Origin of the sequence: Dietzia sp. WMMA184, assembly GCF_002441635.1 — a bacterium.
Classification (GTDB): domain Bacteria; phylum Actinomycetota; class Actinomycetes; order Mycobacteriales; family Mycobacteriaceae; genus Dietzia; species Dietzia kunjamensis.
This window is the reverse complement of the sequence record NZ_NXEI01000004.1, coordinates 95,504-117,074: the sequence shown is the minus strand read 5'-3', so window position 1 is coordinate 117,074 and position 21,571 is coordinate 95,504. Positions and strand designations below refer to the sequence as shown.

Annotated in this window: 23 protein-coding genes, 2 pseudogenes and 1 riboswitch; of the genes and pseudogenes, 14 read left to right on the top strand and 11 right to left on the bottom strand. The window is 64.8% G+C overall.

Annotation, left to right across the window (positions count from 1 at the left end):
- Positions 1-360: 360 nt before the first annotated feature.
- Together CK206_RS18885 and CK206_RS18880 are read right to left on the bottom strand one after the other, a co-directional pair.
- Complete coding sequence (locus tag CK206_RS18885; protein WP_070720780.1) at positions 361-1,632, bottom strand: Nramp family divalent metal transporter; 1,272 nt, start codon at positions 1,630-1,632, stop codon at positions 361-363.
- Between the two features lie 111 nt (positions 1,633-1,743).
- Positions 1,744-3,057, bottom strand: a complete 1,314-nt coding sequence (locus CK206_RS18880) for an ISL3 family transposase (RefSeq protein ID WP_096907631.1) — start codon at positions 3,055-3,057, stop codon at positions 1,744-1,746.
- A gap of 551 nt (positions 3,058-3,608) precedes the next feature.
- Here CK206_RS18880 and CK206_RS18875 point away from each other — a divergent pair.
- Positions 3,609-3,926 (top strand): annotated as a pseudogene (locus CK206_RS18875) (transposase); the annotation flags it as partial.
- 206 nt (positions 3,927-4,132) lie between these two features.
- Here the strand turns inward: CK206_RS18875 and CK206_RS18870 are convergent.
- Genes CK206_RS18870 through CK206_RS18860 form a run of 3 tightly spaced genes read right to left on the bottom strand, consistent with a single transcriptional unit; the run spans position 4,133 to position 7,001 of the window.
- Positions 4,133-5,206 (bottom strand): ABC transporter substrate-binding protein, encoded by a 1,074-nt coding sequence (locus CK206_RS18870; protein WP_096907630.1) that lies wholly within the window; start codon positions 5,204-5,206, stop codon positions 4,133-4,135.
- A complete protein-coding gene (locus CK206_RS18865; protein WP_096907629.1) occupies positions 5,203-6,015 on the bottom strand; it encodes an ABC transporter ATP-binding protein in 813 nt (270 codons plus the stop codon). The genes CK206_RS18870 and CK206_RS18865 overlap by 4 nt, the downstream gene beginning before the upstream one ends.
- Complete coding sequence (locus CK206_RS18860) at positions 6,012-7,001, bottom strand: FecCD family ABC transporter permease (RefSeq protein ID WP_371607173.1); 990 nt, start codon at positions 6,999-7,001, stop codon at positions 6,012-6,014. Before CK206_RS18860 ends, CK206_RS18865 begins: the two co-directional genes overlap by 4 nt.
- Positions 7,002-7,961: 960 nt before the next feature.
- Positions 7,962-8,146: riboswitch (cobalamin riboswitch) on the bottom strand.
- Positions 8,147-8,510: 364 nt separating this feature from the next.
- On the opposite strand from CK206_RS18860, the gene CK206_RS18855 reads away from it, so the two are divergent.
- Positions 8,511-9,431, top strand: coding sequence for a hypothetical protein (locus CK206_RS18855; protein WP_070719742.1), 921 nt, complete (start codon positions 8,511-8,513; stop codon positions 9,429-9,431).
- Positions 9,432-9,493: 62 nt separating this feature from the next.
- Here CK206_RS18855 and CK206_RS18850 read toward each other — a convergent pair whose 3' ends face one another.
- Positions 9,494-10,351 (bottom strand): hypothetical protein, encoded by an 858-nt coding sequence (locus CK206_RS18850; protein ID WP_070719741.1) that lies wholly within the window; start codon positions 10,349-10,351, stop codon positions 9,494-9,496.
- 251 nt (positions 10,352-10,602) lie between these two features.
- Between CK206_RS18850 and CK206_RS18845 the strand changes: the two genes are divergently transcribed.
- The 7 genes and pseudogenes from CK206_RS18845 to CK206_RS18815 all read left to right on the top strand — a co-directional run bounded on the left by CK206_RS18845 (position 10,603) and on the right by CK206_RS18815 (position 13,168).
- The gene (locus CK206_RS18845; protein ID WP_061230111.1) at positions 10,603-10,890 is read left to right on the top strand and encodes a transposase; all 288 of its coding nucleotides are present in this window, start codon (positions 10,603-10,605) and stop codon (positions 10,888-10,890) included.
- Positions 10,890-11,315 carry an IS3 family transposase gene (locus tag CK206_RS20205; RefSeq protein WP_204649519.1) on the top strand — a complete coding sequence of 142 codons (426 nt, stop codon included), beginning with the start codon at positions 10,890-10,892 and terminating at the stop codon, positions 11,313-11,315. Before CK206_RS18845 ends, CK206_RS20205 begins: the two co-directional genes overlap by 1 nt.
- Positions 11,312-11,593, top strand: a complete 282-nt coding sequence (locus tag CK206_RS18835) for a DUF6262 family protein (RefSeq protein ID WP_061230110.1) — start codon at positions 11,312-11,314, stop codon at positions 11,591-11,593. Before CK206_RS20205 ends, CK206_RS18835 begins: the two co-directional genes overlap by 4 nt.
- A gap of 63 nt (positions 11,594-11,656) precedes the next feature.
- Positions 11,657-11,854: pseudogene (locus CK206_RS18830) on the top strand (IS3 family transposase); the annotation flags it as partial.
- Complete coding sequence (locus CK206_RS18825; RefSeq protein WP_061230109.1) at positions 11,851-12,072, top strand: hypothetical protein; 222 nt, start codon at positions 11,851-11,853, stop codon at positions 12,070-12,072. The pseudogene CK206_RS18830 and the gene CK206_RS18825, both read left to right, overlap by 4 nt.
- A 79-nt stretch (positions 12,073-12,151) precedes the next feature.
- On the top strand, positions 12,152-12,769 hold the full coding sequence (locus CK206_RS18820; protein ID WP_083324207.1) for an AAA family ATPase: 618 nt from the start codon (positions 12,152-12,154) through the stop codon (positions 12,767-12,769).
- 174 nt (positions 12,770-12,943) lie between these two features.
- Positions 12,944-13,168 carry a hypothetical protein gene (locus tag CK206_RS18815; RefSeq protein ID WP_254050722.1) on the top strand — a complete coding sequence of 75 codons (225 nt, stop codon included), beginning with the start codon at positions 12,944-12,946 and terminating at the stop codon, positions 13,166-13,168.
- 75 nt (positions 13,169-13,243) lie between these two features.
- On the opposite strand, the gene CK206_RS18810 is transcribed toward CK206_RS18815, so the two are convergent.
- Positions 13,244-13,567, bottom strand: a complete 324-nt coding sequence (locus CK206_RS18810; protein ID WP_096907628.1) for a hypothetical protein — start codon at positions 13,565-13,567, stop codon at positions 13,244-13,246.
- A gap of 141 nt (positions 13,568-13,708) precedes the next feature.
- Entirely contained in the window at positions 13,709-14,269 is a 561-nt protein-coding gene (locus CK206_RS18805; RefSeq protein WP_096907627.1) for a DNA-binding protein, read from the bottom strand.
- Between the two features lie 207 nt (positions 14,270-14,476).
- Between CK206_RS18805 and CK206_RS18800 the strand changes: the two genes are divergently transcribed.
- Both CK206_RS18800 and CK206_RS18795 read left to right on the top strand, forming a co-directional pair.
- Positions 14,477-14,770, top strand: coding sequence for a hypothetical protein (locus CK206_RS18800; protein WP_096907626.1), 294 nt, complete (start codon positions 14,477-14,479; stop codon positions 14,768-14,770).
- A gap of 104 nt (positions 14,771-14,874) precedes the next feature.
- Positions 14,875-15,921 carry a YhcG family protein gene (locus CK206_RS18795; RefSeq protein WP_096907625.1) on the top strand — a complete coding sequence of 349 codons (1,047 nt, stop codon included), beginning with the start codon at positions 14,875-14,877 and terminating at the stop codon, positions 15,919-15,921.
- A gap of 167 nt (positions 15,922-16,088) precedes the next feature.
- Here the strand turns inward: CK206_RS18795 and CK206_RS20845 are convergent, their stop codons facing one another.
- From CK206_RS20845 to CK206_RS18780, 3 genes are all read right to left on the bottom strand, one after another.
- Positions 16,089-16,712: a hypothetical protein gene (locus CK206_RS20845; protein ID WP_371607165.1), complete on the bottom strand. Its 624-nt coding sequence runs from the start codon at positions 16,710-16,712 to the stop codon at positions 16,089-16,091.
- A 137-nt stretch (positions 16,713-16,849) separates the two neighbouring features.
- On the bottom strand, positions 16,850-18,073 hold the full coding sequence (locus tag CK206_RS18785; RefSeq protein WP_096907624.1) for an MFS transporter: 1,224 nt from the start codon (positions 18,071-18,073) through the stop codon (positions 16,850-16,852).
- Positions 18,073-18,462, bottom strand: coding sequence for a metalloregulator ArsR/SmtB family transcription factor (locus CK206_RS18780; protein WP_173674861.1), 390 nt, complete (start codon positions 18,460-18,462; stop codon positions 18,073-18,075). Before CK206_RS18780 ends, CK206_RS18785 begins: the two co-directional genes overlap by 1 nt.
- Positions 18,463-18,561: 99 nt before the next feature.
- On the opposite strand from CK206_RS18780, the gene CK206_RS18775 reads away from it, so the two are divergent.
- From CK206_RS18775 to chrA, 3 genes are read left to right on the top strand one after another with little or no spacing between them, the layout of a single operon-like run.
- Complete coding sequence (locus tag CK206_RS18775) at positions 18,562-19,077, top strand: Chromate resistance protein ChrB (protein ID WP_096907622.1); 516 nt, start codon at positions 18,562-18,564, stop codon at positions 19,075-19,077.
- Complete coding sequence (locus CK206_RS18770) at positions 19,074-19,502, top strand: chromate resistance protein ChrB domain-containing protein (RefSeq protein WP_096907621.1); 429 nt, start codon at positions 19,074-19,076, stop codon at positions 19,500-19,502. The genes CK206_RS18775 and CK206_RS18770 overlap by 4 nt, the downstream gene beginning before the upstream one ends.
- Positions 19,503-19,536: 34 nt before the next feature.
- Positions 19,537-20,964, top strand: coding sequence for a chromate efflux transporter (chrA, locus tag CK206_RS18765; RefSeq protein ID WP_096907620.1), 1,428 nt, complete (start codon positions 19,537-19,539; stop codon positions 20,962-20,964).
- Positions 20,965-21,571 lie beyond the last annotated feature (607 nt).

The window sequence follows — 21,571 nt, the reverse complement described above, 5'->3', positions numbered from 1 at the left end:
CTTGCCGCCATGCGACATCAAAGACCCTCCAACCAGCGGGCATGTTAACGCCGATAATTTATCTTATGACAAGCTAACGGTGCCGAGTTGTAGATTGTGCGAACTCTGTACCCCACCGAACCGTTCCCCACATTCGTATCGGTCAACCCCAGCGCGACCTGCGCGTGGGTGGATCTCGGGCCTGCGCTTCGTTGCTTGCGCCACCTTGACCGCAGGGAAATGACGGAATGGTGGAGCAGGTCGCCACCTGCGGACCGTTGTCGAGACTCGTGTTTCATACCACGCGTTCGCACCACGCGGAGCCCCTCCGGACGGTGCAACATGCCGCAGCAACTATGGTGCACCATAGGGTGGTGTAACTCAGGCAATTCCCGTCTCGAGAGCCACCAGCGCGACATTCAAAGCAATGATTACAGCAGCGATCGCCCAGCCCAGTAATGTTGTTTCGCGCGCATTGACCGAGGCGCCCATGAGGGATTTTCGGGAAGTGAGCCACACCAATGGCACCAGCGCAAACGGGATGCCAAACGACAGAATTACCTGGCTCAGAATCAGCGCGTACGTGGGATCAACCCCGGCTGCTAGCACAATAATGGATGGGATAATGGTGATGAGCCTGCGGGTGAGGAGTTTCATCCGGGTACGAAACAGCCCCCCCATGATGTCGCTGCCCGCGTAGGCGCCAACGGCAGTTGATGCGAGCCCTGAAGCCAATAGCGCGATTGCGAACATAAGACTGGCTGTCGTGCCGAGGGTGTTCTCGATCGCAGCGTGAGCCCCTTCAATAGTCTCAGTGCCCGCCACTCCGGGGAGCACCGATGCCGCCACAAGCAGCATCACTAGGTTCACTGACCCGGCGATCGTCAACGCGATAGTCACATCTACCCGGGTTGCCCTGATTAACCGGGAAAGCGGGTAGGTCCTCTCTGTACCGAACCTGTCACGGGCGAGTGAGGAGTGCGCGTAGATTGCGTGCGGCATGACCGTTGCCCCGAGAATACTTGCTGCCAGCAACACCGATTGGGCGCCGTCGAAGCGGGGGATCATGCCACCTAGTACTGCACCAGGCTCGGGCGGAGCAATGAACAGGCCGTAACAGAACCCGATGACGATCACGAGCATAAGGCCGATAATCGCGAACTCAAACGTTCTTGCTCCACGTTGAGCTTGCAGCAAGAGAAGCCCTGTGGAGATGACTCCCGTGATAACAGCACCGGCAACAAGGGGGACATCGAACAAGATCCACAGCGCGACGGCGCCCCCGATGACTTCAGCGACATCGGTAGCGATCGCGACGCATTGGGCCTGCAACCCATACAGGACACGCCATGCCCGGTTGGCGATGCGCTGACCGAGAAGCTCAGCCATGCTCGACCCAGTAACCAACCCGAGCTTGGCCGAAAGGTACTGGACCAGCCACGCCGCTGCGTTCGCCGCAACAAGCACCCATACCAACAAGTACCCGAACTGAGCCCCGGCAGACATGTTGACGGCAACATTTCCAGGGTCAAGGTAGGCCACACCCGCGACTAGGGCCGGGCCCAACAGCCATGCTCGGCCCGATCCCCGAGCTCTCAGCTGCAGTTTTGTCTGTGTCCCCACTGTACGAGCCCCCTTATTCCACTCCCTCATACGTTCTTCGGACGGACGTCTACCCGAGCCCGTTGTCGCCTGGCCACCAAGACGTATGGCCAGATCGACCGTAGCGCACGGACCAGCAACGGTTTGACGGCCCTTCCGGAATCAGAGTGCATTGATCCGGTTCTGGAGCTGTCCGGAGTGGATCAGTGACCGCAAGATGTAGTGCTTGAGGTTCCGGAAGCCGAGGGCGATTCCGCGGAGGTGTTCGAGGCGGCCGTTGATGGCCTCGACCGGGCCGTTGGAGGCGCCGGTGTCGAAGTAGGCGAGTATCTCGCGGTGCCGCTTCCACAGCGAACGGCCCAGTTGCGCGAGCTCCGGTAGTTCTTTGGGGACGCCTGCCCGGATCGATTTGAGGAGCTTGTACATGGTGATCTTGCCCTCCCGCTTGCCCGAGGCCTCGTAGGCGGCGATGAGTCGCTGGTAGACGCCGTAGGTGACCTCCACCGCCGCGTGCGCATCGTGGGCGGTGAACGCTTTGAACAGGCGGACCTTCTGCTTGTCGGTGAGCAGCTCGGACCGGGTGTTCAGCGTTCTACGGATGCCGTACAGCGGGTCGCCGGTGCGGCCCCGGTGGCCGGTGGTGGCCTGCTGGATGCGTTGGCGGCACACGGTGAGCTTGTCGGCGGCCAGGTGCACCACGTGGAACGGATCCATCACGGTGCGTGCTTCGGGGACCGCGTTGGCGGCGGCAGTGTGGTAGCCGGCGAACCCGTCCATGGTCACGACTTTGATCCGGTCTCGAAAAGCCTGGTCACGGGCGTCGAGCCACTCGGTGAGCACCTTGGCCGATCGGCCCGGGACCATGTCCAGCAGACGAGACGGACCGGTGCCCTCCACGACCGGGGTGAGGTCGACCAGAACGGTGACGAATGAGGACGTGCCGTCGCCGCGGACGTGTTTCCATTTGTGCTCATCGACCCCGAGAATGCGGACGCCGTCGAAGTGGCCGGGCTGGTCGTAGACCATCGCGCGGGTCTCGGTGACCGCGAGATCGTTGACCAGATCCCACCCCAGCCCCAGCGCCTTGGCCACGGCGGACACACTGGTGCGGTCGATAGCCAGACGCTGCAGGATCCAGCGGGTACAGCGGCGGGTGGTCTTGGCCCGCGGCTCGGCCAGCGCGGGCATGCGTTGTTGGAAAATCCTGGTGCTGCAGCCGTTGTTGTCGCAGGTGAAGCGCGGTACCCGTACGTGCAGTCTGGTGGGATGACCGACGATCGGTAAATCCGTGACCTTCCGCTGGACGTGGTCTCGCAGACGGCCAGCCATCCCGCACTCGGCACAGACCGGGTCCAGTGTGACCGGGGCGCAGAACAGGTGCGTGAACTCGTCGGACACGGCGGCGTCGGTGATCGTCACCCCGAGCTCAACGGTGCGGCAGATGGTGTCGGCAAGCAGGCTGGCGGTAGCGTTCAAAGCGGGTCCTGGGGTGTTCGATGCGTGGCGTGAGAACCTGCATCTTCACACGCCCCAGGACCCCTACATCTTGTGCCTCACCACATCACCGGCGAACCCCTGTTACGCACTCCGGATCCGGAAGGGCCTCTTAAGCTCCTCTCTCATACACGGCACTTATCGCGCCTTTCGCCCTGCGGGGGTCGCTTCACGGTGTGGCCGCTGGCGCTTCCCGCGGATTCAGAACGGCTGGCCCGACCAACAACTTCCGCGGGACTCTTCGCCAGACTCCGGCGGGCGCGAATACGCACGGAGCCAATTTGCAGGGCGTCCACTAAACGAGCCCCTCCGGTAGCACGGCCCGGGTTGGTTACTGGGCGAGGTGCGGCGAACGCGGTGGCAGGCTGGCTGGGGGGCGTGGCTTAAGATCGGCTCATGTAGTAGTGCCCCATAGAGTGGTGTAACTCGGTGGCCGAGATCGTCTCCGACATCCGTGTCGTTGACGGATGTCGAGCGGCCACCGCGTGATCCTTCGAGTCAACCGTCTAAAGAATTCTCGAGGAGTCATCGCGATGACCGCACCCCATATTGTCGACCCTGCAGGCCTGCTTGGCCAAGCCCTCTCCGACGCATCACCGGATCTGATGCGTGAGCTGCTGCAGACCATGATCAACGCCCTGCTGTCCGCCGACGCCGACAGCGTGTGCGGCGCCGAATGGAACGCCCGCACCGCCGAGCGCACCAACCGGCGCAACGGCTACCGCCACCGGCCCCTGGACACCCGCGTCGGGACCGTCGACGTCGCCGTTCCGAAGCTGCGTTCGGGCAGCTATTTCCCGGAGTGGCTGCTCGAGCGCCGCAAGCGGGCCGAGTCCGCGCTGATCACGGTCGACCTGGCACTGACCACACGAAGAAACATCGCGACTAACAGGGCAAACACGCCCGCCACCAGCAAGTAAGACACGCCCCTGCCTGCCGATCGCATAGCGAGGGCAGGCAGGGGCATGGCCCCCCGGGTCCCGGTCTTTCGAGAGCGAACCGTGCTCTTGAGATCAGGTGAGCCCCCTTCTCGGCGACCATCGACGGCCTTGAAGAACTAGAGCCAGTCGTTGCCACCGAGACGAAGAGCGCTCACGTCAAGGCCAGGGGTGAGGCCTGTCTGGGGTGCGAGATCGTGCTTTTCCAGGACGGCGCGGAGCGTCTCGGCCGCGTCGATGTTCAGCGGGCTCGAGACCCACATGCCGTAGGGCAGATTGACGAAGCGGTTCTCGCGCACAGCTTTGAGGTCCCGGCTGGCGGGGTGAGCCTTGAGCGCGGCGATCTTGTCCTCCACCGTCTGTTCGCCGTAGTCGACGAACGCGATCATGTCCGGGTCTGCGGCGGCGAGGCGTTCCCAGCTGACGCTGGTCCAGGTATCTGCGACATCTTCGGTGGCGCTGCGCGCACCTGCGGCGTCGATGATCCCCTGGGGTCCGCCGAACGACCCGGAGGACAAGATGGTGTCGCTCGTGCTGTCGACGAGGAAGATGGTGGGCTTGTCCTGCGGGGCGGGCAGGGCACGCAGCGCCTCCAGCCGCTCGGCCACCTCGTCTGCCGCTGCCGCGCCCGACTCGGCGTTGCCGGTAATGGTCCCGATGTTGCGCAGGTCGGAGTCGAGTGCCTGCCACGGGTCCATGGTCCCGCGCTGGACCTCGCCCTCGGCCTGTCGGCATGCCTCGGAAAGCTGGTAGACCCCGATGTCGTGTCCGGCGAGGACATCCGGGGTCAGTCCGCGGGATTCGGAGAACCCATAGTTCCAACCGGCGAAGATGACGTCGGGTTGCGCCGCGACGACGTTCTCCAGGGTCGGGCCCGTGTCAGTGACCTCGTTGAGGCCGTCAATCTGCTCGCCGTAGGCCAGGCGCAGCAGGTCCTCGTCTTTGGACGCCGCCGCCACTGCGGTGATCTGCTCGCGGACTCCAGCCGCCAGGGCGATGGAGATGATTCCCGAGTCGTAGGCGAACAACTCGTCCACAGTCTCGGGGTAAGTAACCTCCTGACCGCAGTTGACCACGGTGATCTCCCCTCTGGAGTCACCGACAGCGGTTTCTGTGGTGTCGGAGCCGCATGCGGAAACAAGTGCCAGGGTTACGGCCAGCGCGGGTCCTGCCGTGATGATCGAACGGTTCATGGGTGAGTGCTGCTTTCTGTAGGGGCGACCGCGTCCCCGATGAGCAGGTGCGGTCGGCCGGTTCGTGGGTGGGCGACGATGTCGCCGTGGACGCCGAACACCTCATCGAGGAGCTCGGCGGTGAATACGTGGAGAGGCGGTCCGTAGGCGACGATCCGGCCGTCGTCCACGACGGCGACAGAGTCGAAGTAGCGCAAGGCCAGGTCAAGGTCGTGGATGGCGGCCACGACTGTGGAGCGCAGACCCTCGAGCGCGTCCATCAGGCGCAGGCGCCAGGCGGCATCCAGGTGATTGGTGGGCTCGTCAAGCATCAGCAGCGGGGTGCGCTGGGCCAGTGTTCGAGCTAGTACCACGCGGTGGCGTTCACCACCGGACAGTCGCGTGCAGGACTGTTCGCCGCGGCCAGCCAGGCCGACGGCCTGCAGTGCCTGCTGGACGATGTCCTTTTCGCCCTCCTCCCCCAGCGCCCAGGGTGTGCGGTGGGGCGTCCGGCCGAGCGCCACGGCTTCTGCCAGGGTGAGCTCAGCCGAGGGAGCTTCCTCCTGGCCTTGAACAGCGATCAGGCGTGCCCGCTGCCGAGACCGCATCCTGTGTACGTCGGCCCCGTCGACGGTCACCGAACCCGACACCGGGGCATCCAGTCCGGCCAGCACCCTGAGCAGGGTCGATTTTCCCGCACCGTTGGGGCCGACCAGAGCGAGCCGGGACCCGGCCGGGACATCCAGGTCGACACCGGAGACGATGACCCTTTTCCCCCTGGCGCAGGTCAAATCGTCGGCGACCAGGTGCACCCCGCTCGTCGGGGTCATGATGCGTTTCCGAAGGTGTAGGCACGACGCCCCATGAGCAGCAGGAAGATCGGGGCGCCGATGATCCCGGTGACGATGCCCAACGGCATCTCCTGAGGGGCGGCCACCACCCGGGAGACCACGTCCACCCACACCAGGAACAGTGCGCCCGCCGCAGCGGCCACCGGGAGCATGGCGCGGTGAGTGGAACCGACAACCAGTCGGGCAGCGTGCGGGATGATCAGGCCGACGAACCCGACTCCCCCGGCCACGGCGACCAGCACCCCGACCAGCAAGCCCTGGAACAGAAACAGCCCGATCCGCAGAGCACGGATGGGCACCCCCAGCGAGGCCGCTGTGTCCGAACCTGTGGCGTAGGCATCGAGCCACGAATGCAGCAACAGTCCGGTCACGAGGGCCACCGCCACAACACCAGCTGCTAGAGGCACCTTCGACCAGGTCGCCCCGGCGACGCTGCCGAGCATCCAGTGCATCACCGTCTCGGCCGAGCGCGAATCGGTGGCCATGAAGACCAGAAAGGACGACACGGCAGTGAACGCCGACGAGAGCACCACCCCGGCCAGGATCAGCCGCAACGCAGTAAGACCACCGGTGGCACTGGCCACCGCGTAGACAAGCACTGTGGCACCCAACGCCCCGAGCAGAGCCCCACCCGACAGCGCCCACACCCCAAGACCGCCGAGAAACCCCAGGGTGATCACCGCGGTGGCGCCCACCGCGGCGCCCGCCGACACCCCAAGCAGATACGGCTCGGCGAGCGGATTGCGCACCAGGGTCTGCATCGCCGCCCCGGCCAGAGCCAAACCCGCCCCCACCAACGCGGCAAGCACCGAACGAGGCAACCGCAGGTCAAGAATGATGATGGAGTGTGCACGCTCAGCTTCACCCCCGACCACGGCCGCCCACACCGTCCGCCACACATCCCCCACCGGAATGTGCTCAGCACCGAATGCGACCGAACTCACGACGCTGACCACCGTCAACACAGTGAGAACGATTGCCAGTGGGATCGGCGGGAGCCTGCGGGCGGAGCGAAACGCCGGTGAAGTGTCATCGGCGATCGCCCGTGACCGGCTCCGCAGTGCAGTGCCGGTCATCGGACAATCCTCGTGGCAATCCGGCCGCGTTCACGCCGACGCTGTTGCCGACCGCGCCGCTGCTCCTCTGGGATCTGGGGGCACGAGTTGCACTCGGACCGCTGAGCTCCCAGTCGGATCAAACAGCACGTGTGACGGTCGTGGACCAGCATTGGCGGGTCACCCAGCCGGATCATCGTCACCAAAGGTCGATCGGACAACGCTCGGGTCACCAGATCGGCATCCATCTCAACCGCGAGGCGCCGCATGCTGCCCGCGGTCCGGTGTGCCGCCCCAAACGCGCCAGCGCACGAGGCCGCAACCCCTCCCAGAACGGCCCGCCGGGTAACGGTGCCGGCCTCGACGCACGCGTCCACCAGGGCATCCACACGCGTCCACCAGGGCATCCATATGACACCGAATAGTGTCGACCAATGCGCTGGGATCCTGCTCGCGCCCGAGCACCGGAGTGCCGGGCAGCGACACCTCGAGCGTGGCACCACTCTGATCGATCAGAGCCCACCAACGCTCGTGACCCGGATGCAGCAGCGTGCCGTCCGCGCACCACGCCGCGACCATGAGGCCCAGAGCCCGGCCAGCGTAGTGCTGAAGCGAACACAGCAACCCGGGTGCCGCATGAGCAGTCCCCAGACTGCGCGAGTACTGGTGGCCGATCTCCCGCCAAGTAGCGGGATCACACAGCTCGGTGACACCGCGCCAGTTCGGATCGTCGGGATCGGGTCGCGATCTGTGGGGTACCGGTGATGTCGTGATAGCCCGCTCGGCCAGGGTGCTGATTCCCACGCCGACGGGCTCATACGTGAAGTCCACGTCTGACCTTGTCTCTTCGGAACCTGTGCGCGAGGTTCGCTCGGATGTCGCGGAACCGACAGGTATTCGGACTCGGGATCAACCCTCCCCGGCGCCTTCCCGGACAAAGTCCAGTGGCATCCTGCCGGTTCGGTACCCCACACCGCTGCGCGCCAGTCCCGGAATCTCACCGGGTTCCCTGGCACCCGCCCATCCCCGTAAGGGACGGCTAGATGCGGTCGGTTCCGCGGCTGACGTTACCAGACAGGCTGGTCAGCACTCCCTTAGGACGAGACCCACTGATCAAACCGCCGGCATCAGACGCGAGAGCAGCGACGACGAACTTGGTGCCCGGCCAACCCCAATAACATGGGAACTCTCCGAGAGGACTAACCCAACAACCTCGCCCACCGACAGGGTCTCGTCACCACAAGGCGCACCGACCGATAACCAGACGTTATGACAAGGGTGAAGGCAGGCACGCTCGGTCGTCTGCCTTCACGGTTCCGGCTCCCATTGCATTGATTTTGTCCGCTTCGAGCCGACACCCACCAGTTTTGTGCGCAAGCTCTGACGAACTACGCCAGCCCATAAAACTAGACTGTGCTGATGGCTACGAAGAGGGTGTCCCCTGCAGTGCTTGTGCCGCTGCAAGAGGCCTTGGCTACTGCTTACTGGTTCAAAAACGATCTGAGAGCATTCCTGCGCAGCGCCACCGGCGAACCCGAGCTGATCGCTCAGCTCGACTGGGGCGGTTCGTATAAGAGAGCCATCGTCCGTCAACTAGTCACTACGCTCGCTGACAACCAGCACCGGTACTTCGACACCCTAGTCGCGCTGATCTTGGCAACAGCTGAGATCGATCCTTCCTCACTGAAGCGGCTCGATGACGGTGCCGCCAAGTATGAGTCCGCAATCGCGGCACTCAGAGTCCTTCAGGACATGGTCGGACCGTACCGCGCTATGCGGTCGGAAGCAGAGGCGGCAGCGCAACGTCGCCGCCTTGACCAGGAGCGCGCCGAGCAGAAACAGGCGCTCGCACGTGAGACATCGGAGCTGAACGCCGAGTTCATTTCTATGCACTCCCAGCAAGCGCAGGCGCGTGGCTATGCCCTGGAAAACCTGCTCAATCGGCTCTTTGCCCTATACGACATCGACGTAAAGGGACCGTTCCGCATTCAAGGGGAACAGATCGACGGCGCCTTCACGTTCGAAGGAACCGACTACCTCCTGGAGGCAAAATGGACGCAGGAGCTGAGCACCACTTCCGACCTGTCGATTTTCGCAGAAAAAGTGCGTCGCAAGCTGGACAACACCCTTGGGTTGTTTCTCTCCATCAGTGGCTTCCAGCCCAACGCCGTGGCTCTGAGCGGAGAAGGTGGCCGACGATTGTTACTGCTCGCAGAGGGTTACGACTTGGCGATGGTGCTCGACGGGAAGATCCTGCTAGACGAGCTGCTACGTCGGAAGAAGCAACACGCGGCCCGCACCGGCGAGATCCTACTTCGCGCTGCAGACATCCTGTCCTGAAAACATCAACGGATGCCGATGCTCTCTCACACCCCTGTTGATAGTCGGCCGGAAGGTGTCGTTCAGGCCTTTTTCGGCATGCGTTCATGCACACGCAGAGCCGACTCAGTAAGTCGAGTCAGCGGGTAACCGGCGAGGTGAAGCCACCGCAGGACACCCCATTGCAAGGTGGCGGCAGCGGCCTCTACAACCTCTGTGATGAAGACGGGGTCCGGCATCCGTGTGCTGCGAAAATGGCCAGGCTCGTACTCCTCACCGATCTCGACGTCGTAGCCGACCATGCCGAACCAGTTTTGACCGTGCCCCGCTCCGCTGGCCGCGTTCCATAGGAACGACCAACGGTCGGCGTCACCGCCGACCGTTTCCGCCGCCTGGCGAACAAGCCCCTCGTATCCAGGCGGTTTGTCCTTCGGTGAGGCACCAGCTCCGAGGTCGCCGGCGCGCTGCACGGTGTCAGCCATCCGCTGGTCAATGCGCTCGACAGGGTATCCCCCAGCCAGCTGTGCCTTGCGCTCGTACCCGAAGTCCTTGTACATCATCCGCAGTAGCCGACGCACGCACTCACGTGGGTCGTCAACATCGGCCAGCAGCCAGACCGCATGTGCTCCAGACTCAAGACCGGCCCTGCCCATGAGCAAGTACGGCCGGTATCGCACATTATTAACATGGGCTTCGTCGAACGAGTACGGCGCCACCAGGTCGGCCCACAGCAGCATGTGCTCGATGCCCGCGCACAGGTAATTGTGCGACCACGCCGACACCTTTTCCCACGGGTACAACGCATCGGCGCACGCGAGGAGGCTGGCGGGGATCGGATCGACCGCACCGTCCAGAGCGAGTTCGCACGCCCGGATTGAGTAGGTCGCGCGCACCCAACGCTGCTGGTGTTCCTCACTGAGGAAGCCCTGGGGTGATGCCATCGGAGGATCATCGCACCAGTGCATTCGCCCAGTAAAGCGCAGAGGGTGAGACAGGCTCCTCGGGTTGGTCCCGAGCGGTGGCGCTCACTCCGGCCATATCGAGACGCTCGCGAGGCGCTGACAGTACTGCGTTATCGGTGGCGACCTCCATTTGACCGCCCCCTCTCGACCTCGCGCTCGGCTCCTGAGCTGTCCCGGGGGTTTCGGACACCGGATCTGAGGCGGATGATCGCTTCGGGAGGGAGTCCAGGATGCCTGCTGCCAAGCCGCCGGAATTTCGGCGCCGAGCTGTTGAGCTTGCTCGTCTGCGGGAGAAACCGATCGCCGAGATCGCCCGGGACCTGGGGATCAGCGAGTCCTGTCTGCGCCGGTGGATGGACCAGGCCGACGTCGACGAGGGGCATAAGTCCGGTCTGACGAGCGACGAGCGTGCGGAACTGGCGCGTCTACGCCGTGAGAACCGTGTCCAGGCGATGGAGATCGAGATCCTCAAACGAGCCTCGGCGTACTTCGCCCGAGAGAACGTGCTCCCAAAATAGTGGCCCGGCTGATCCATGACCTCGCCGCCGACGGGTTCCCCGTGGCGGTGGTCTGCCGGGTCCTGCAGGTACCGCGATCGTCGTACTACGACGCGATAGCCGTGCGTCCGCCGACGGAACGCGAGATCACCGACGCGCATCTGCCGAACGAGATCATCGACATCTATGCCGCGAGTCGGGGCACCTACGGCGTCCGGAGGGTGCATGCCGACCTGGTGCTGCGGCGCGGTCACCGGTGCGGTCACTGCCCCAGCTACCGCACCGAGCCTTCATCACTGCCGATCCTGGCGGCCCAACGCATCGACGCCGAAGCACTTGCCCGCGACGCCGAAAGCCGAGGGTGGATCGACGAAGCCGACCGTCACCACAAGCTCCTGGACCGCCTCGATGCGCTCATCGCCGACACGGAAGCCGCTGCAGGATGACCGCCCGCGACAAGATCAACCTCGTCGAACGCGCCTGCACAGACCTGGCCCACGAAGGCAGGCCGGTCACTATCGTCGCGATCGCAGCCGCCACCGGACTTAGCCGCTCAACGATCTATCGCAGCACCGTACTGCGCAGCATCATCGAGCACCACAAGCATCCCGAAACTCCGATGACCGCGCTCACCGATGAGCTCACGACGCTGCGAACCGCGGTCAACACCCTCGCAGAAGCAGTGCGACGCCACGACGAGCAACTCCGCCGCATGCGCCGCTGACTGCGTTATCCGGCCAACGGACCATCAGGCCCCCGATTAGCCGGATAAGCCTACGACAACTCGCTCATGGAGTCATTTTTCGGATCGATGCAGATCGAACTGCTCGACCGCCGCTCCTGGGCCACCCGTGCCGAGCTGACACAGGCGATCTTCGAATGGATCGAGTCCTGGTACAACCCCAGGCGTCGCCACTCGGCGCTCGGCTACGTCAGCCCCGTCGACTACGAGAACCGTTCCGAGACCGCCGCCGCCGCGGCATGATCACCACACAACACCTGTCCGAGAAAACCGGGACAGCTCACTCGCCCGCCGACACAGCCCGGGCAGCCCCCCTGGCCGACACCCGCGGCCCCGCCGGTCTCTCCCGCGCCATCGCCGACACCATCCGCACCGCACTGTCCGCGCATCAACCAGCGAACGTGATCGACGAACGCATCAAGAGCGCCTTCGCTGTCGGCGAGCCCTTGGCTTTATGGTGACTCCACAACAGAGAAAACCCCCACCAGCGCTGACCCGGGTTTCCAAGACCGGGGAACTCCGGTCAGTAGTGTGCAACTTATGACTGACCGGGCAAAAGGCACGCTAATCTGGATCAACGGTCCTCATGGCAGCGGGAAGACCCACACCGCTGCAAATCTGACACGAAGACTACCAGCGGCCCAGCTCGCAGATCCGGAGCATGTCGGCTTCGGCTTGCGCCGCATGTACCCGCGAACCGCACGCCCGGACTATCGCAGCCTCGACGCCTGGATAACCGCAACGAGCTCGACAATGATCGACATTCTGGACCGCACTGGCGGAACGGTCATCGCTCCTCAAACCGTAACCGATACAGCAACGCTGACCCGACTGCTCGATCCCGTCCGTCAAGCGGAACACCGAGTGCTCCATGTCACCCTGATGACTGGACTCGGAGAACTTCAACGCCGATTGCGCACGCGCGGAGATGTCATCGCTTCTTACGCCCAGCGTCAATCCGAAACCGCAATTAGAGTCCTCTCCGCCCCAGCGTTCGCCAGCCACCTCGACACTACGAACCGGACCGTTCAGCAAGTTGCTGACGACATCGCCACGCTGGCTGGGCTTGAATTAACTCCTGATCGCACGAATATCCTGAGCAGATCAATCCGAAGCACGTGCCTCAGGATCAGCGCGATCCGAGCCCCCTGGGCCTAACCGGCCCCAAGTAAGCCAATTGGACACATACCGAATACCTGCGGGTTACCAGTCATCAGCTGGCGACGAGACGGCGTCAGCAGAACCGAGTACGCGCACCGCTTCGCCCTCCTGATCGCCGGCGAACTAACCGACGGGGCGATCGGTGAGCACCGCTGCAACGAACCCTTGTGCGTGCGCGTGGACCCCGGCCACCTCATCGCCTCAACCCAATCGGCGAACCTGCTCTACGCGGTCGCCTGCGGACGCACCGGCATCATCCGAAACACCACCGAACGCCACGACCGGCACGCCCGGTCCCTCGCGGTCCGCGAGGCGGTCTCCGGCGGCTGGAACCCCAAGGCTTACGCCCACGCCTGCGGCAACACCGCACCCCTAGACGAGCCGCCACTGTTCTAGAATCGTCTACAAAACCTACAGCAATGGCCCCACCAAAGCGGTGGGGCCATTGCTGTATCGGTCGGGTGGGAAGTGTCAGCGGGCTGCCGCAAGGCCTCGCGCGCGGCGCAACTGCCAGTAGCGCGGAATCGTCCATTTCAGCGGCGTCTTGTCGATCACCACCAGCGCCAGACGCGACCGGTAATGCACATCGTGGCGCACGGCGAATGACCAGTGCCCGATAAACCACGCCACTATCCCCAGCGCCATCACCGTCGGCGCCCAAGAGCTCGACTGGGTCACGCCACAGAATCCGATCACGGCGCAGATGCCTCCGATGCCGCGTGCCAGCGGCGGCACCAGAAGTGATGCCACCGCGACCATCGCCACGGCTTGTATCGCGGTCTGTAGATCCCACATGACACCCCTCCCGTGTTGGCGTTCGTCCCGCTACGTGCCGACCGCACCTGACGCAGGTCCGAGCCACTTGGTCATTGCCTGTCCTGTTCGGTCAGTGTGCTCGCCCGGTCCGACACGACAAGGCCACCCCAGTGCGGCTCGCTACTTGTCCTCGTCGGCCTGCCCGGAGGAACGAAACGCGTCCAACAGTTCACGCAAGGTGTCCGAAGTGGCCTCGGCCCGCACACGCCCGCGGTCAGCCTCCTCGGCCTGGACGCGCGCCTGCTCTGCCTCACGCTGCACCTTCTCGAGCTGCTGGCGAACCTGGGCCAGTTCGGAGCGCAACTGCTCGGCGTCCCGGACCGCCGCCTCTCTGGCCGCGTCGGCGTCTGCTCGCTGCGCCGTAGCCGTCTCCGCCGCGGCGAGAGCGTCGGCCTCGCCCGCGCGCGCGGCATCGAGTGCCACCGCGGTGGCCTCGTCTGCCTGCTCGGCAGCGCGCTTCCACGCCGCCGCCCACACCGAGGCCACCATCGCCGACATCGCCTCCGACAAGTCCGGGGCCTCGGGCACCTCACCCGCTGCACCCGCGGCGTGCTCGCGCATCCACGCCGCCACCTCGCCGATCCGCACCCCCGCTTGTTTCTGCACCGCCCGCACGGTGACCTTGTCCCCACGCGCGACGAGTACGCCATAGGCGTGAGCGATCTTCTCCGACGACGACATGGCGCCCCTTCAGATTCTGTGTCCGGTAACGGGTAACCGGAAACGTATTCTGTTCCCGCCGTTACCCATCATAGGGGACGCCCGCGCCCATGTCGAGGATCAAGCGCTGACCGCTACTGAGACGCCAGGCGTCTGGCGGCGAACAAAACGGGGCGTCACGAGTCGTGTGGACAATCCCACATACCACCAACCGAACGGAGAAGGAATATGGATCCGACAATCATCGGACTCACGCTTAGCGTGAGCGCGTACTGCGCGATTGCGGTGACCGTGATGGTCGCTACGCTTGCCGCTCGCGGACATCACATTGGCCTGCCGGGGCAGTTTGTCGGCATCGCGTCCGGCGTGACCGGACTGGGACTGTCCGGAGTCGCCGTCCTGGCGTCGTCGGCGATCCTGCCGATAGTGGCCGGAGGTGCCATCGGTGCCGGCCTCATCGGCGGCGGCCTCGGCTGGGTCCTGAGCGAGACGGTGAAGGCTCTTCCAGCTGGCAATGATTGAGATAAGGGATGGCCCGGCCACTGCGACCGGGCCATCCCTTCCATCGTCAGCCTCTTACCGACCAGCTTGCTGGGTCTCAGGGGTGCGACTGTCAGGATGGGCGGGTGAACTCCCGGGACCTGGACCTGCCATCCAACTATGGGCGCCTCGTCGAGGACCTCAAGGACAGGGTCCGACGAGCACAGGTCTCGGCGCAGCGACGGGTCAACACCCAGCTGATCGAGTTGTACTGGTCCCTCGGGCGGGCTGTGCGCGAGGAGAGCGCCCGGCACGGGTGGGGCAGCGGTGTGATTCGCAGGCTCGCCGAGGATCTTCGGGCCGAGTTCCCCCAGATGAAGGGCCTTTCTGCCCGGAACCTGCAGTACATGGCGACCTTCGCCGGCGCCTGGCCCGCCGGGCCAATCGCGCAACACCCTGTTGCGTACCTGCCCTGGGGGCATGTGACTGTCCTGCTGGACAAGCTCAGCGCTCAGGACGATCGGGACAAGTACGCCGCCGCGGCCGTCGAGCACGGCTGGTCGCGCAACGTGCTGGCCAACATGATCGCCAGCAGCGCCCTCGAACGCACCGGGGCGGCTCCATCGAACTTTGCGCAACAGCTTGTTGCGCACGATTCCGAGCTGGCCCAGCAGATCGCCAAGGACCCGCTGATCCTTGATTTCCTGGACCTGTCCGGCGAGGTCGCCGAACGCGAGCTCGAGGAGTCCCTGACCGACCGGATCGTCGATACGCTGCGCGAGCTCGGCCCGGGATTCGCGTTCGTGGGAAGGCAAGTGCACTTCGACGTCGGGGGCGAGGACTTCTATGCCGACCTGCTGTTCTTCCACGTCGAGCAATTGCGGTACGTCGTCGTCGAGCTCAAGACCGGCAAGTTCAAGCCCGAACACGCCGGACAGCTGCAGTTCTACGTCGCGCTCGTCGAGGACCGCCTGCGCCGTACCGCGCACGCCCCGACTGTCGGAATCCTCGTCTGCGGCAGCCGCAACGACCGCGTCGTCCGTTACGCGCTGAACCAGGCTGGCGCGCCCCTGGCAGTTTCGACCTTCAGCTACGCGAGCCTGCCTCCCGCCGAGCAGGAGGCGCTACCCAGCGAGGACGATCTCACCGCCGCCCTGGACCAGATCACCGAGGGCGACCAGGACCACCCGTAAACACAGCTGGAGCACACCGTGGCCCCAATAGGCCTTCCACCTGCCACTATGTTAGTGCCGATAACTTATGTTATGACAAGCTAACGTCTGCGTATTGCATCAGATGATTCATCTCCCGGCCCCCGAGTTGCCTTCTCGTACGCAACTTCGATGTCAGCTCCGACCTGTTAGGTAGCCCGCTCACGGGCGACATCACCGACGGCCAGTTGATCGAGTACCGCATCTTGAGACGGTTGGCTGACGACCTCCGCAGCGTCGTTGACCTTTGCGGGATTCCGGACAGTCTCGATCAGATGCATCACCGATTCAGTAGACGAAACGGCCCTCCAGGGCTTCCGCTTCCGGCCAGAGCTCTGGCGGGTCCACTGCCACGATGCTCGAGAAGCTCCTTTATCGAGCATCAGTCGCCGGTCGCGAATACCCACGAGGCAGATGCCCCGCACGTCACCGAGGTCAGCGGCCCAGGCCTCGGCCGCGGTGCCCGGCCGCGCTTTGAGCCCGATCCGGTTGGCCAACAGCAACCCGACCAGAGAGGCCATGGTCATGATCCCGAGGCCCCCCACCTGGATCAGGCCTAGGATGACTAGTTGACCGAACCCGGACCGGTGCACCGCAGTGTCCACCACGATCAACCCGGTCAGACACATCGCCGACGTCGCCGTGAAAAATGCCTCGATCACACCGGTGCCGCCACCGGGTGCCACCGACGCAGGCAGCAACAACAACCCGGTGATGCCCTTGCGGATCGCCGCGGCGCGCAACGGGCCGGCTGTGGTCTGGGCAATCGACAACGACTACGTCTTAGGCGCGGTCTCACCCGTGGCGGCGATAGCGCGGAGATACTTGCGTTCCGCCGGCGTAGCCCGATCCCATCGGGAGGGAAAGAACCCCCGGTCCAACAGTGCGGTCCCCCGCGTGCCCGCCCCTGCTATCTGGGCCGTAAGGCTGGGCCGTTCGACATTCCCACAACTGCCGCCGCGATGGCGGCGAGTGCAGCGATCGCGGTGAGTGCGCTGGACGCAAGGGTCAGACTCAATGCGCCCACCAGGCCCGCGACGGGGTAGGTGATGAGGAAGCAGGCGTGCGAGAAGGCGAACTGGGCCGTGTAGACCAGATTGCGATTCCTTTCGGTGGAGGCGGCGGCGAGAAGTCGCGCCGACGGCGTGTTGATCAGGGATGTGCCCGCGCCGAGCGCGAACCACGTGCCCAGTAGCCATCCCCACCCCGTGCCCGATGAGTGCACTGCAACGGTGACCGCCACCGCCACGGTCAGAAAGATCGCGATTACCGCGATCCCGGCCGCCATCGTGCGGATCACCCCGAGACGTTCGACGAGTCGCGGCGTGGCCACCGCGACCAGAAGAGACCCCAACCCGTAGCACGCCAAGGCGAGTCCGAGGTCGGAATCATCACGGTCCAACACGCCGCGGACGTAGACCACGGTATTGACCAGGACCAGCGCGGTACCCGCGGCCACGGCCACGTTGGCGCACATCAGAAACCACAGCTCTCTGGTGCGGGCGAACACCGCGGCCCCTTCGCGGAGCCTGCGCCAGAACGGCAGCCCGGAGGTCGTGACAGATGCCGCCGGCAGGTGCGCCAAAAGCACGAACACGATGGATCCGGCGAACCCGATCGCGGTGCCGACGAACAGGTCATGGAAGCTCACCACGGCCAACATCGCGGCGGCGATAGCCGGCGACAGCAGCGACTCGAGGTCATACGCCAGCCGCGAGAGCGACAACGCGCGGGTGTACTGTCGCTCGTCCGGGAGCACTGCCGGGATCAGGGATTGAAACGCTGGGGTGAACGTCGCCGAGGCCGATTGCAAGACGAACACCAGGACGTAGATCTGCCACACCTGCTCAACGAACGGCAGGAGTAACGCGACCGCGAACCGGACCAGGTCCGCACCCACCAGGACGGTCTTCTTCGGGAGTCGATCCACCAACGCCGCCACCACCGGCGCCACACCCACATACGCCACCATCTTGATGGTCAACGCCGTCCCCATCACCGCGCCGGCATCGCCTCCGGCCAAATCGAAGGCGAGTAGTCCGAGCGCCACCGTCAGCAAGCCTGTCCCCAGCAGCGCCACCACCTGCGCGGCGAACAGCCGGGCGTAGGTGGGGTTGCGAAGAACCCCCACCATCACCGGGGTCCTGTCGACACCACCGGCGGCTGATCGATCGGGACCCGATGGTGGCGGGGCGTGCCCCCGAGGGCATGTTCTGCCTGGAAGATCGCGTCAGAGACCAGCTGGGAGGCGTGCTCATTGGCCAGACGGTAAAACACCCGCTGGCCCTCCTGCCGGCTCTCGACAATCCGGGCCAAGCGCAGCTTCGCCAGATGCTGCGAGATGGCCGCCGGGGTCTTGTCCGCCAAATCCGCAAGATGATTCACCGACATCTCCCCCGCCTGCCGCAGCGCGAGGATGATCCGCACCCTGGTGGCGTCGGCCAACATCGCGAACACCTCTACAGCCAGCTCGACGAACTGACTGTCCGGATCAAGACCGCATATCTGCTTATCTGCATCCATACGCAGATTCTTGCACATTGGCACCGCCGACTCGTGGGAAAGGTCCGGCGTGACATGAACCGCTGGCGCCTAGGGTGTAACCGTGGTTTCATTTCGCGAGTGAACGATGCGACCTCCGCGACGCGCGGCCAGTGGGTGCTGCTGAGCTACCGACTGCCCCGGGAACCGTCCACACCTCGGATCACCCTGTGGCGAAAGCTCAAGAAACTCGGAGTGGCGCAGCTCGCGGACAACGTCGTCGCCCTGCCCGATGACGCCCGGTCGCGCGAACACCTGGAGTGGTTGGCCGACGAGGTCCTCGAGTGGGGCGGTCAGGCCGGGATCTGGATCGCGTCGGCCACCACCCAGGCCCAGGAACTCCACCTGATCGACCAGATGCGCAACGCCCGCGCCGCCGAGTACGCCGACCTCATCGCCCACGCGTCTGCGGCCCTGCACGCGGCCGAGGACGAGCGGCTGAGCAGCCTGCGCCGGCTGCGCAACCAGTGGCGGCAGATCACGAGGCGCGACTACTTCCCCCCAGCTGAACGCGCCGCCGCCCACACCGCTCTCCGGCAGCTTGCGAGCCGCGAACCACAGAACGCGGAGACCACCCAGATGAAGGAATCGCTGTGAAGTGGAGTACCCGAGCCGGAATTCATATCGACCGTGCCGCCTGCGCGTGGCTGATCAGCCGGTTCGTCGACAGCGAGGCCGAGTTCATCTTCGTGGCCGGACCCGGCGACGTGCCGGCAGATGCCACCCCGTTCGACATGCGAGGCGTCGAACTGTCCCACCACAACGGCGACTGCACGTTCGAGACCATCCTGCGTCGCTACGACCTGGCTGACCCCGTGCTGTGGCGCATCGCCGAGATCATCCACGAGGCCGACCTCGAAGACGACCGGTTCGAGGCCCCTGAAGCACCTGGCCTGGACACGGTCCTACGCGGACTGTCCTTGATCGGCGACGACCACCACACGATGGCGGTGACCACGCCGGTCTTCAACGGCCTGTACGAGTACTACCGTCGGAGCCTGCTCGGCGGGCGACCCGCTTGATCACTCCCACCCATCCTCAGAACCGGGACTCTCTATGACCAGCGACCGCACCGCCAATAACCCCACCGACACCGAGACGCCCTCCGCTTTAACCTGGAAGGCGAGCGGGGATGCGATCCCGCTGAGGGTCGCACTGCGCACCTGGTTCGCCATCAGCCTCCAGACCTTCGGCGGACCGGCAGGACAGATCGCCGTGATGCAACGCGCCCTGGTCGACGAGAAGCAGTGGATCGGCCAGAAACGGTTCCTGCACGCCCTCAACTACTGCATGCTCCTGCCCGGACCGGAAGCCCAGCAGCTGGCCATCTACACCGGATGGCTCCTCAACGGCACCCGGGGCGGCATCGCTGCCGGCACCCTCTTCGTCCTACCGGGCGTGGTGGCCATGCTCGCCCTATCCGGCATCTACGTGGCGTTCGGTGACACCACCGCCGTCACCGCGATCTTCGCCGGCCTGGCACCGGCCGTGGTGGCGATCGTCGCCCAGGCCGTCCACCGGGTCAGCAGCCGAGCCCTGGCCAGTCGCGCACTCGTCCTGCTCGCCGTCGCCTCGTTCCTCGCGCTGTCGGTATTCTCCATCCCCTTCCCCGTCGTGATCATCGCCGCCGCCGCCACCGGCTGGCTCATCGGCCGCGCCCGCCCCGATGCACTACAGAGCAAAACCCCCGCCCGCACCACCGACACCGACGAGACGCCGCCACTGATCCCTGACGACGTGCTGCACACTGAGCGCCCGACCGCGCGACGCTCCGCAACGGTACTGGCGATCGGCATCGCCGTCTGGGGGCTACCCCTGCTCGCCGTCGCCCTCCTCACAGGCACCGACAGCGTGTTCACCACCCAGGGCATGTTCTTCACCGGCACCGCCCTGGTCACCTTCGGCGGCGCCTACGCAGTCCTGGCCTACGTCGCCCAACGAGCGGTCGAGGTGTTCGGCTGGCTCGCACCCGGGGAAATGGTCCGCGGACTCGCCCTGGCCGAAACCACACCCGGACCGCTGATCATGGTCGTGCAGTTCGTGGCCTTCGTCGGCGCCTTCCGCAACCCCGGAGGCATGGACCCATGGCTCGCAGGAACCCTCGGAGCCCTAATCACCACCTGGGTCACCTTCGTCCCGTGCTTCGTGTTCGTCTTCCTCGGAGCGCCCTACATCGAGCAACTCCGCAACAACAAGGCACTGTCCGCAGCGCTGACCGGCCTCACCGCCGCCGTCGTGGGCGTGATCGCCAACCTCGCCCTCTACTTCGCCTTCCACACCCTGTTCGCCACCACCACCGCACTTCACTGGGGCCCGATCCATCTCGAACTACCAAACCTGGGCACCTGGCAACCAGTCAGCACCGCCATCACCCTCGTCGCGCTGATCCTGGTCTTCGCACTGAAATGGTCAGTACTTCGCACCCTCGCCGTTTGCGCATCCCTCGGCGCAGCAGCAGCACTCGCCGGATTGCCTCTGCCATGACAGCACCGTCCCCACCCACTCCGGCCCCCACCTGATGGTGTCGCATTAGACGATCTTCTACTGCGACATCCCGAGACGTTGTCGGGCCCAAGCGCACCGGTGATCAAGGCGTTTCACGTGAATGTCGTACTTGCTGATCGCGTTTGACAGGGCCAAGTGCTCCAGTTGGCCGGAGCCAGGCCGAGAGCACGGCCTTCAGGCGTTCGAGGCCTGTCGGACCCATCGGATAACGTGGAAAACATCGGGTGATGACATTGACGTAATTCAGCTTTGGAACCGCTGGAGGATGCCGATGCTTCGTCCGATGTGCGTATACAGCAGAGCCCCGACGGTCGGGGCGAGCCGACAGACGGGGCCTGCACAAGATTGGAGCCTTGCGCGGAAACCGTAACGCACCCGGCCGCCCACTCCCCGCACAGGGGTGACGGGGGGCAGGGTGCGCTGGCTCATGATGTCTGTATTCGCGAGCTCTCGGGAGGGAGCACATCATGGCAAAACAGCCCAACAACCACGGGAAATCCTGGTCTGGCAGCGACGACGCGCAGATGCGGAAGCTCGCAAGCCAGAACACCCCCACGCGCCTTATGGCGTTCAAGCTTGGACGCAC

Bases quoted from the DNA above. Each gene is read 5' to 3' on its own strand.
- CK206_RS18885 (WP_070720780.1), bottom strand. From the start codon at position 1,632: ATGAGGGAGTGGAATAAGGGGGCTCGTACAGTGGGGACACAGACAAAA.
- CK206_RS18870 (WP_096907630.1), bottom strand. From the start codon at position 5,206: ATGAACCGTTCGATCATCACGGCAGGACCCGCGCTGGCCGTAACCCTG.
- CK206_RS18865 (WP_096907629.1), bottom strand. From the start codon at position 6,015: ATGACCCCGACGAGCGGGGTGCACCTGGTCGCCGACGATTTGACCTGC.
- CK206_RS18855 (WP_070719742.1), top strand. From the start codon at position 8,511: ATGGCTACGAAGAGGGTGTCCCCTGCAGTGCTTGTGCCGCTGCAAGAG.
- CK206_RS18850 (WP_070719741.1), bottom strand. From the start codon at position 10,351: ATGGCATCACCCCAGGGCTTCCTCAGTGAGGAACACCAGCAGCGTTGG.
- CK206_RS18845 (WP_061230111.1), top strand. From the start codon at position 10,603: ATGCCTGCTGCCAAGCCGCCGGAATTTCGGCGCCGAGCTGTTGAGCTT.
- CK206_RS18835 (WP_061230110.1), top strand. From the start codon at position 11,312: ATGACCGCCCGCGACAAGATCAACCTCGTCGAACGCGCCTGCACAGAC.
- CK206_RS18825 (WP_061230109.1), top strand. From the start codon at position 11,851: ATGATCACCACACAACACCTGTCCGAGAAAACCGGGACAGCTCACTCG.
- CK206_RS18820 (WP_083324207.1), top strand. From the start codon at position 12,152: ATGACTGACCGGGCAAAAGGCACGCTAATCTGGATCAACGGTCCTCAT.
- CK206_RS18810 (WP_096907628.1), bottom strand. From the start codon at position 13,567: ATGTGGGATCTACAGACCGCGATACAAGCCGTGGCGATGGTCGCGGTG.
- CK206_RS18805 (WP_096907627.1), bottom strand. From the start codon at position 14,269: ATGTCGTCGTCGGAGAAGATCGCTCACGCCTATGGCGTACTCGTCGCG.
- CK206_RS18800 (WP_096907626.1), top strand. From the start codon at position 14,477: ATGGATCCGACAATCATCGGACTCACGCTTAGCGTGAGCGCGTACTGC.
- CK206_RS18785 (WP_096907624.1), bottom strand. From the start codon at position 18,073: ATGGTGGGGGTTCTTCGCAACCCCACCTACGCCCGGCTGTTCGCCGCG.
- CK206_RS18780 (WP_173674861.1), bottom strand. From the start codon at position 18,462: ATGGATGCAGATAAGCAGATATGCGGTCTTGATCCGGACAGTCAGTTC.
- chrA (WP_096907620.1), top strand. From the start codon at position 19,537: ATGACCAGCGACCGCACCGCCAATAACCCCACCGACACCGAGACGCCC.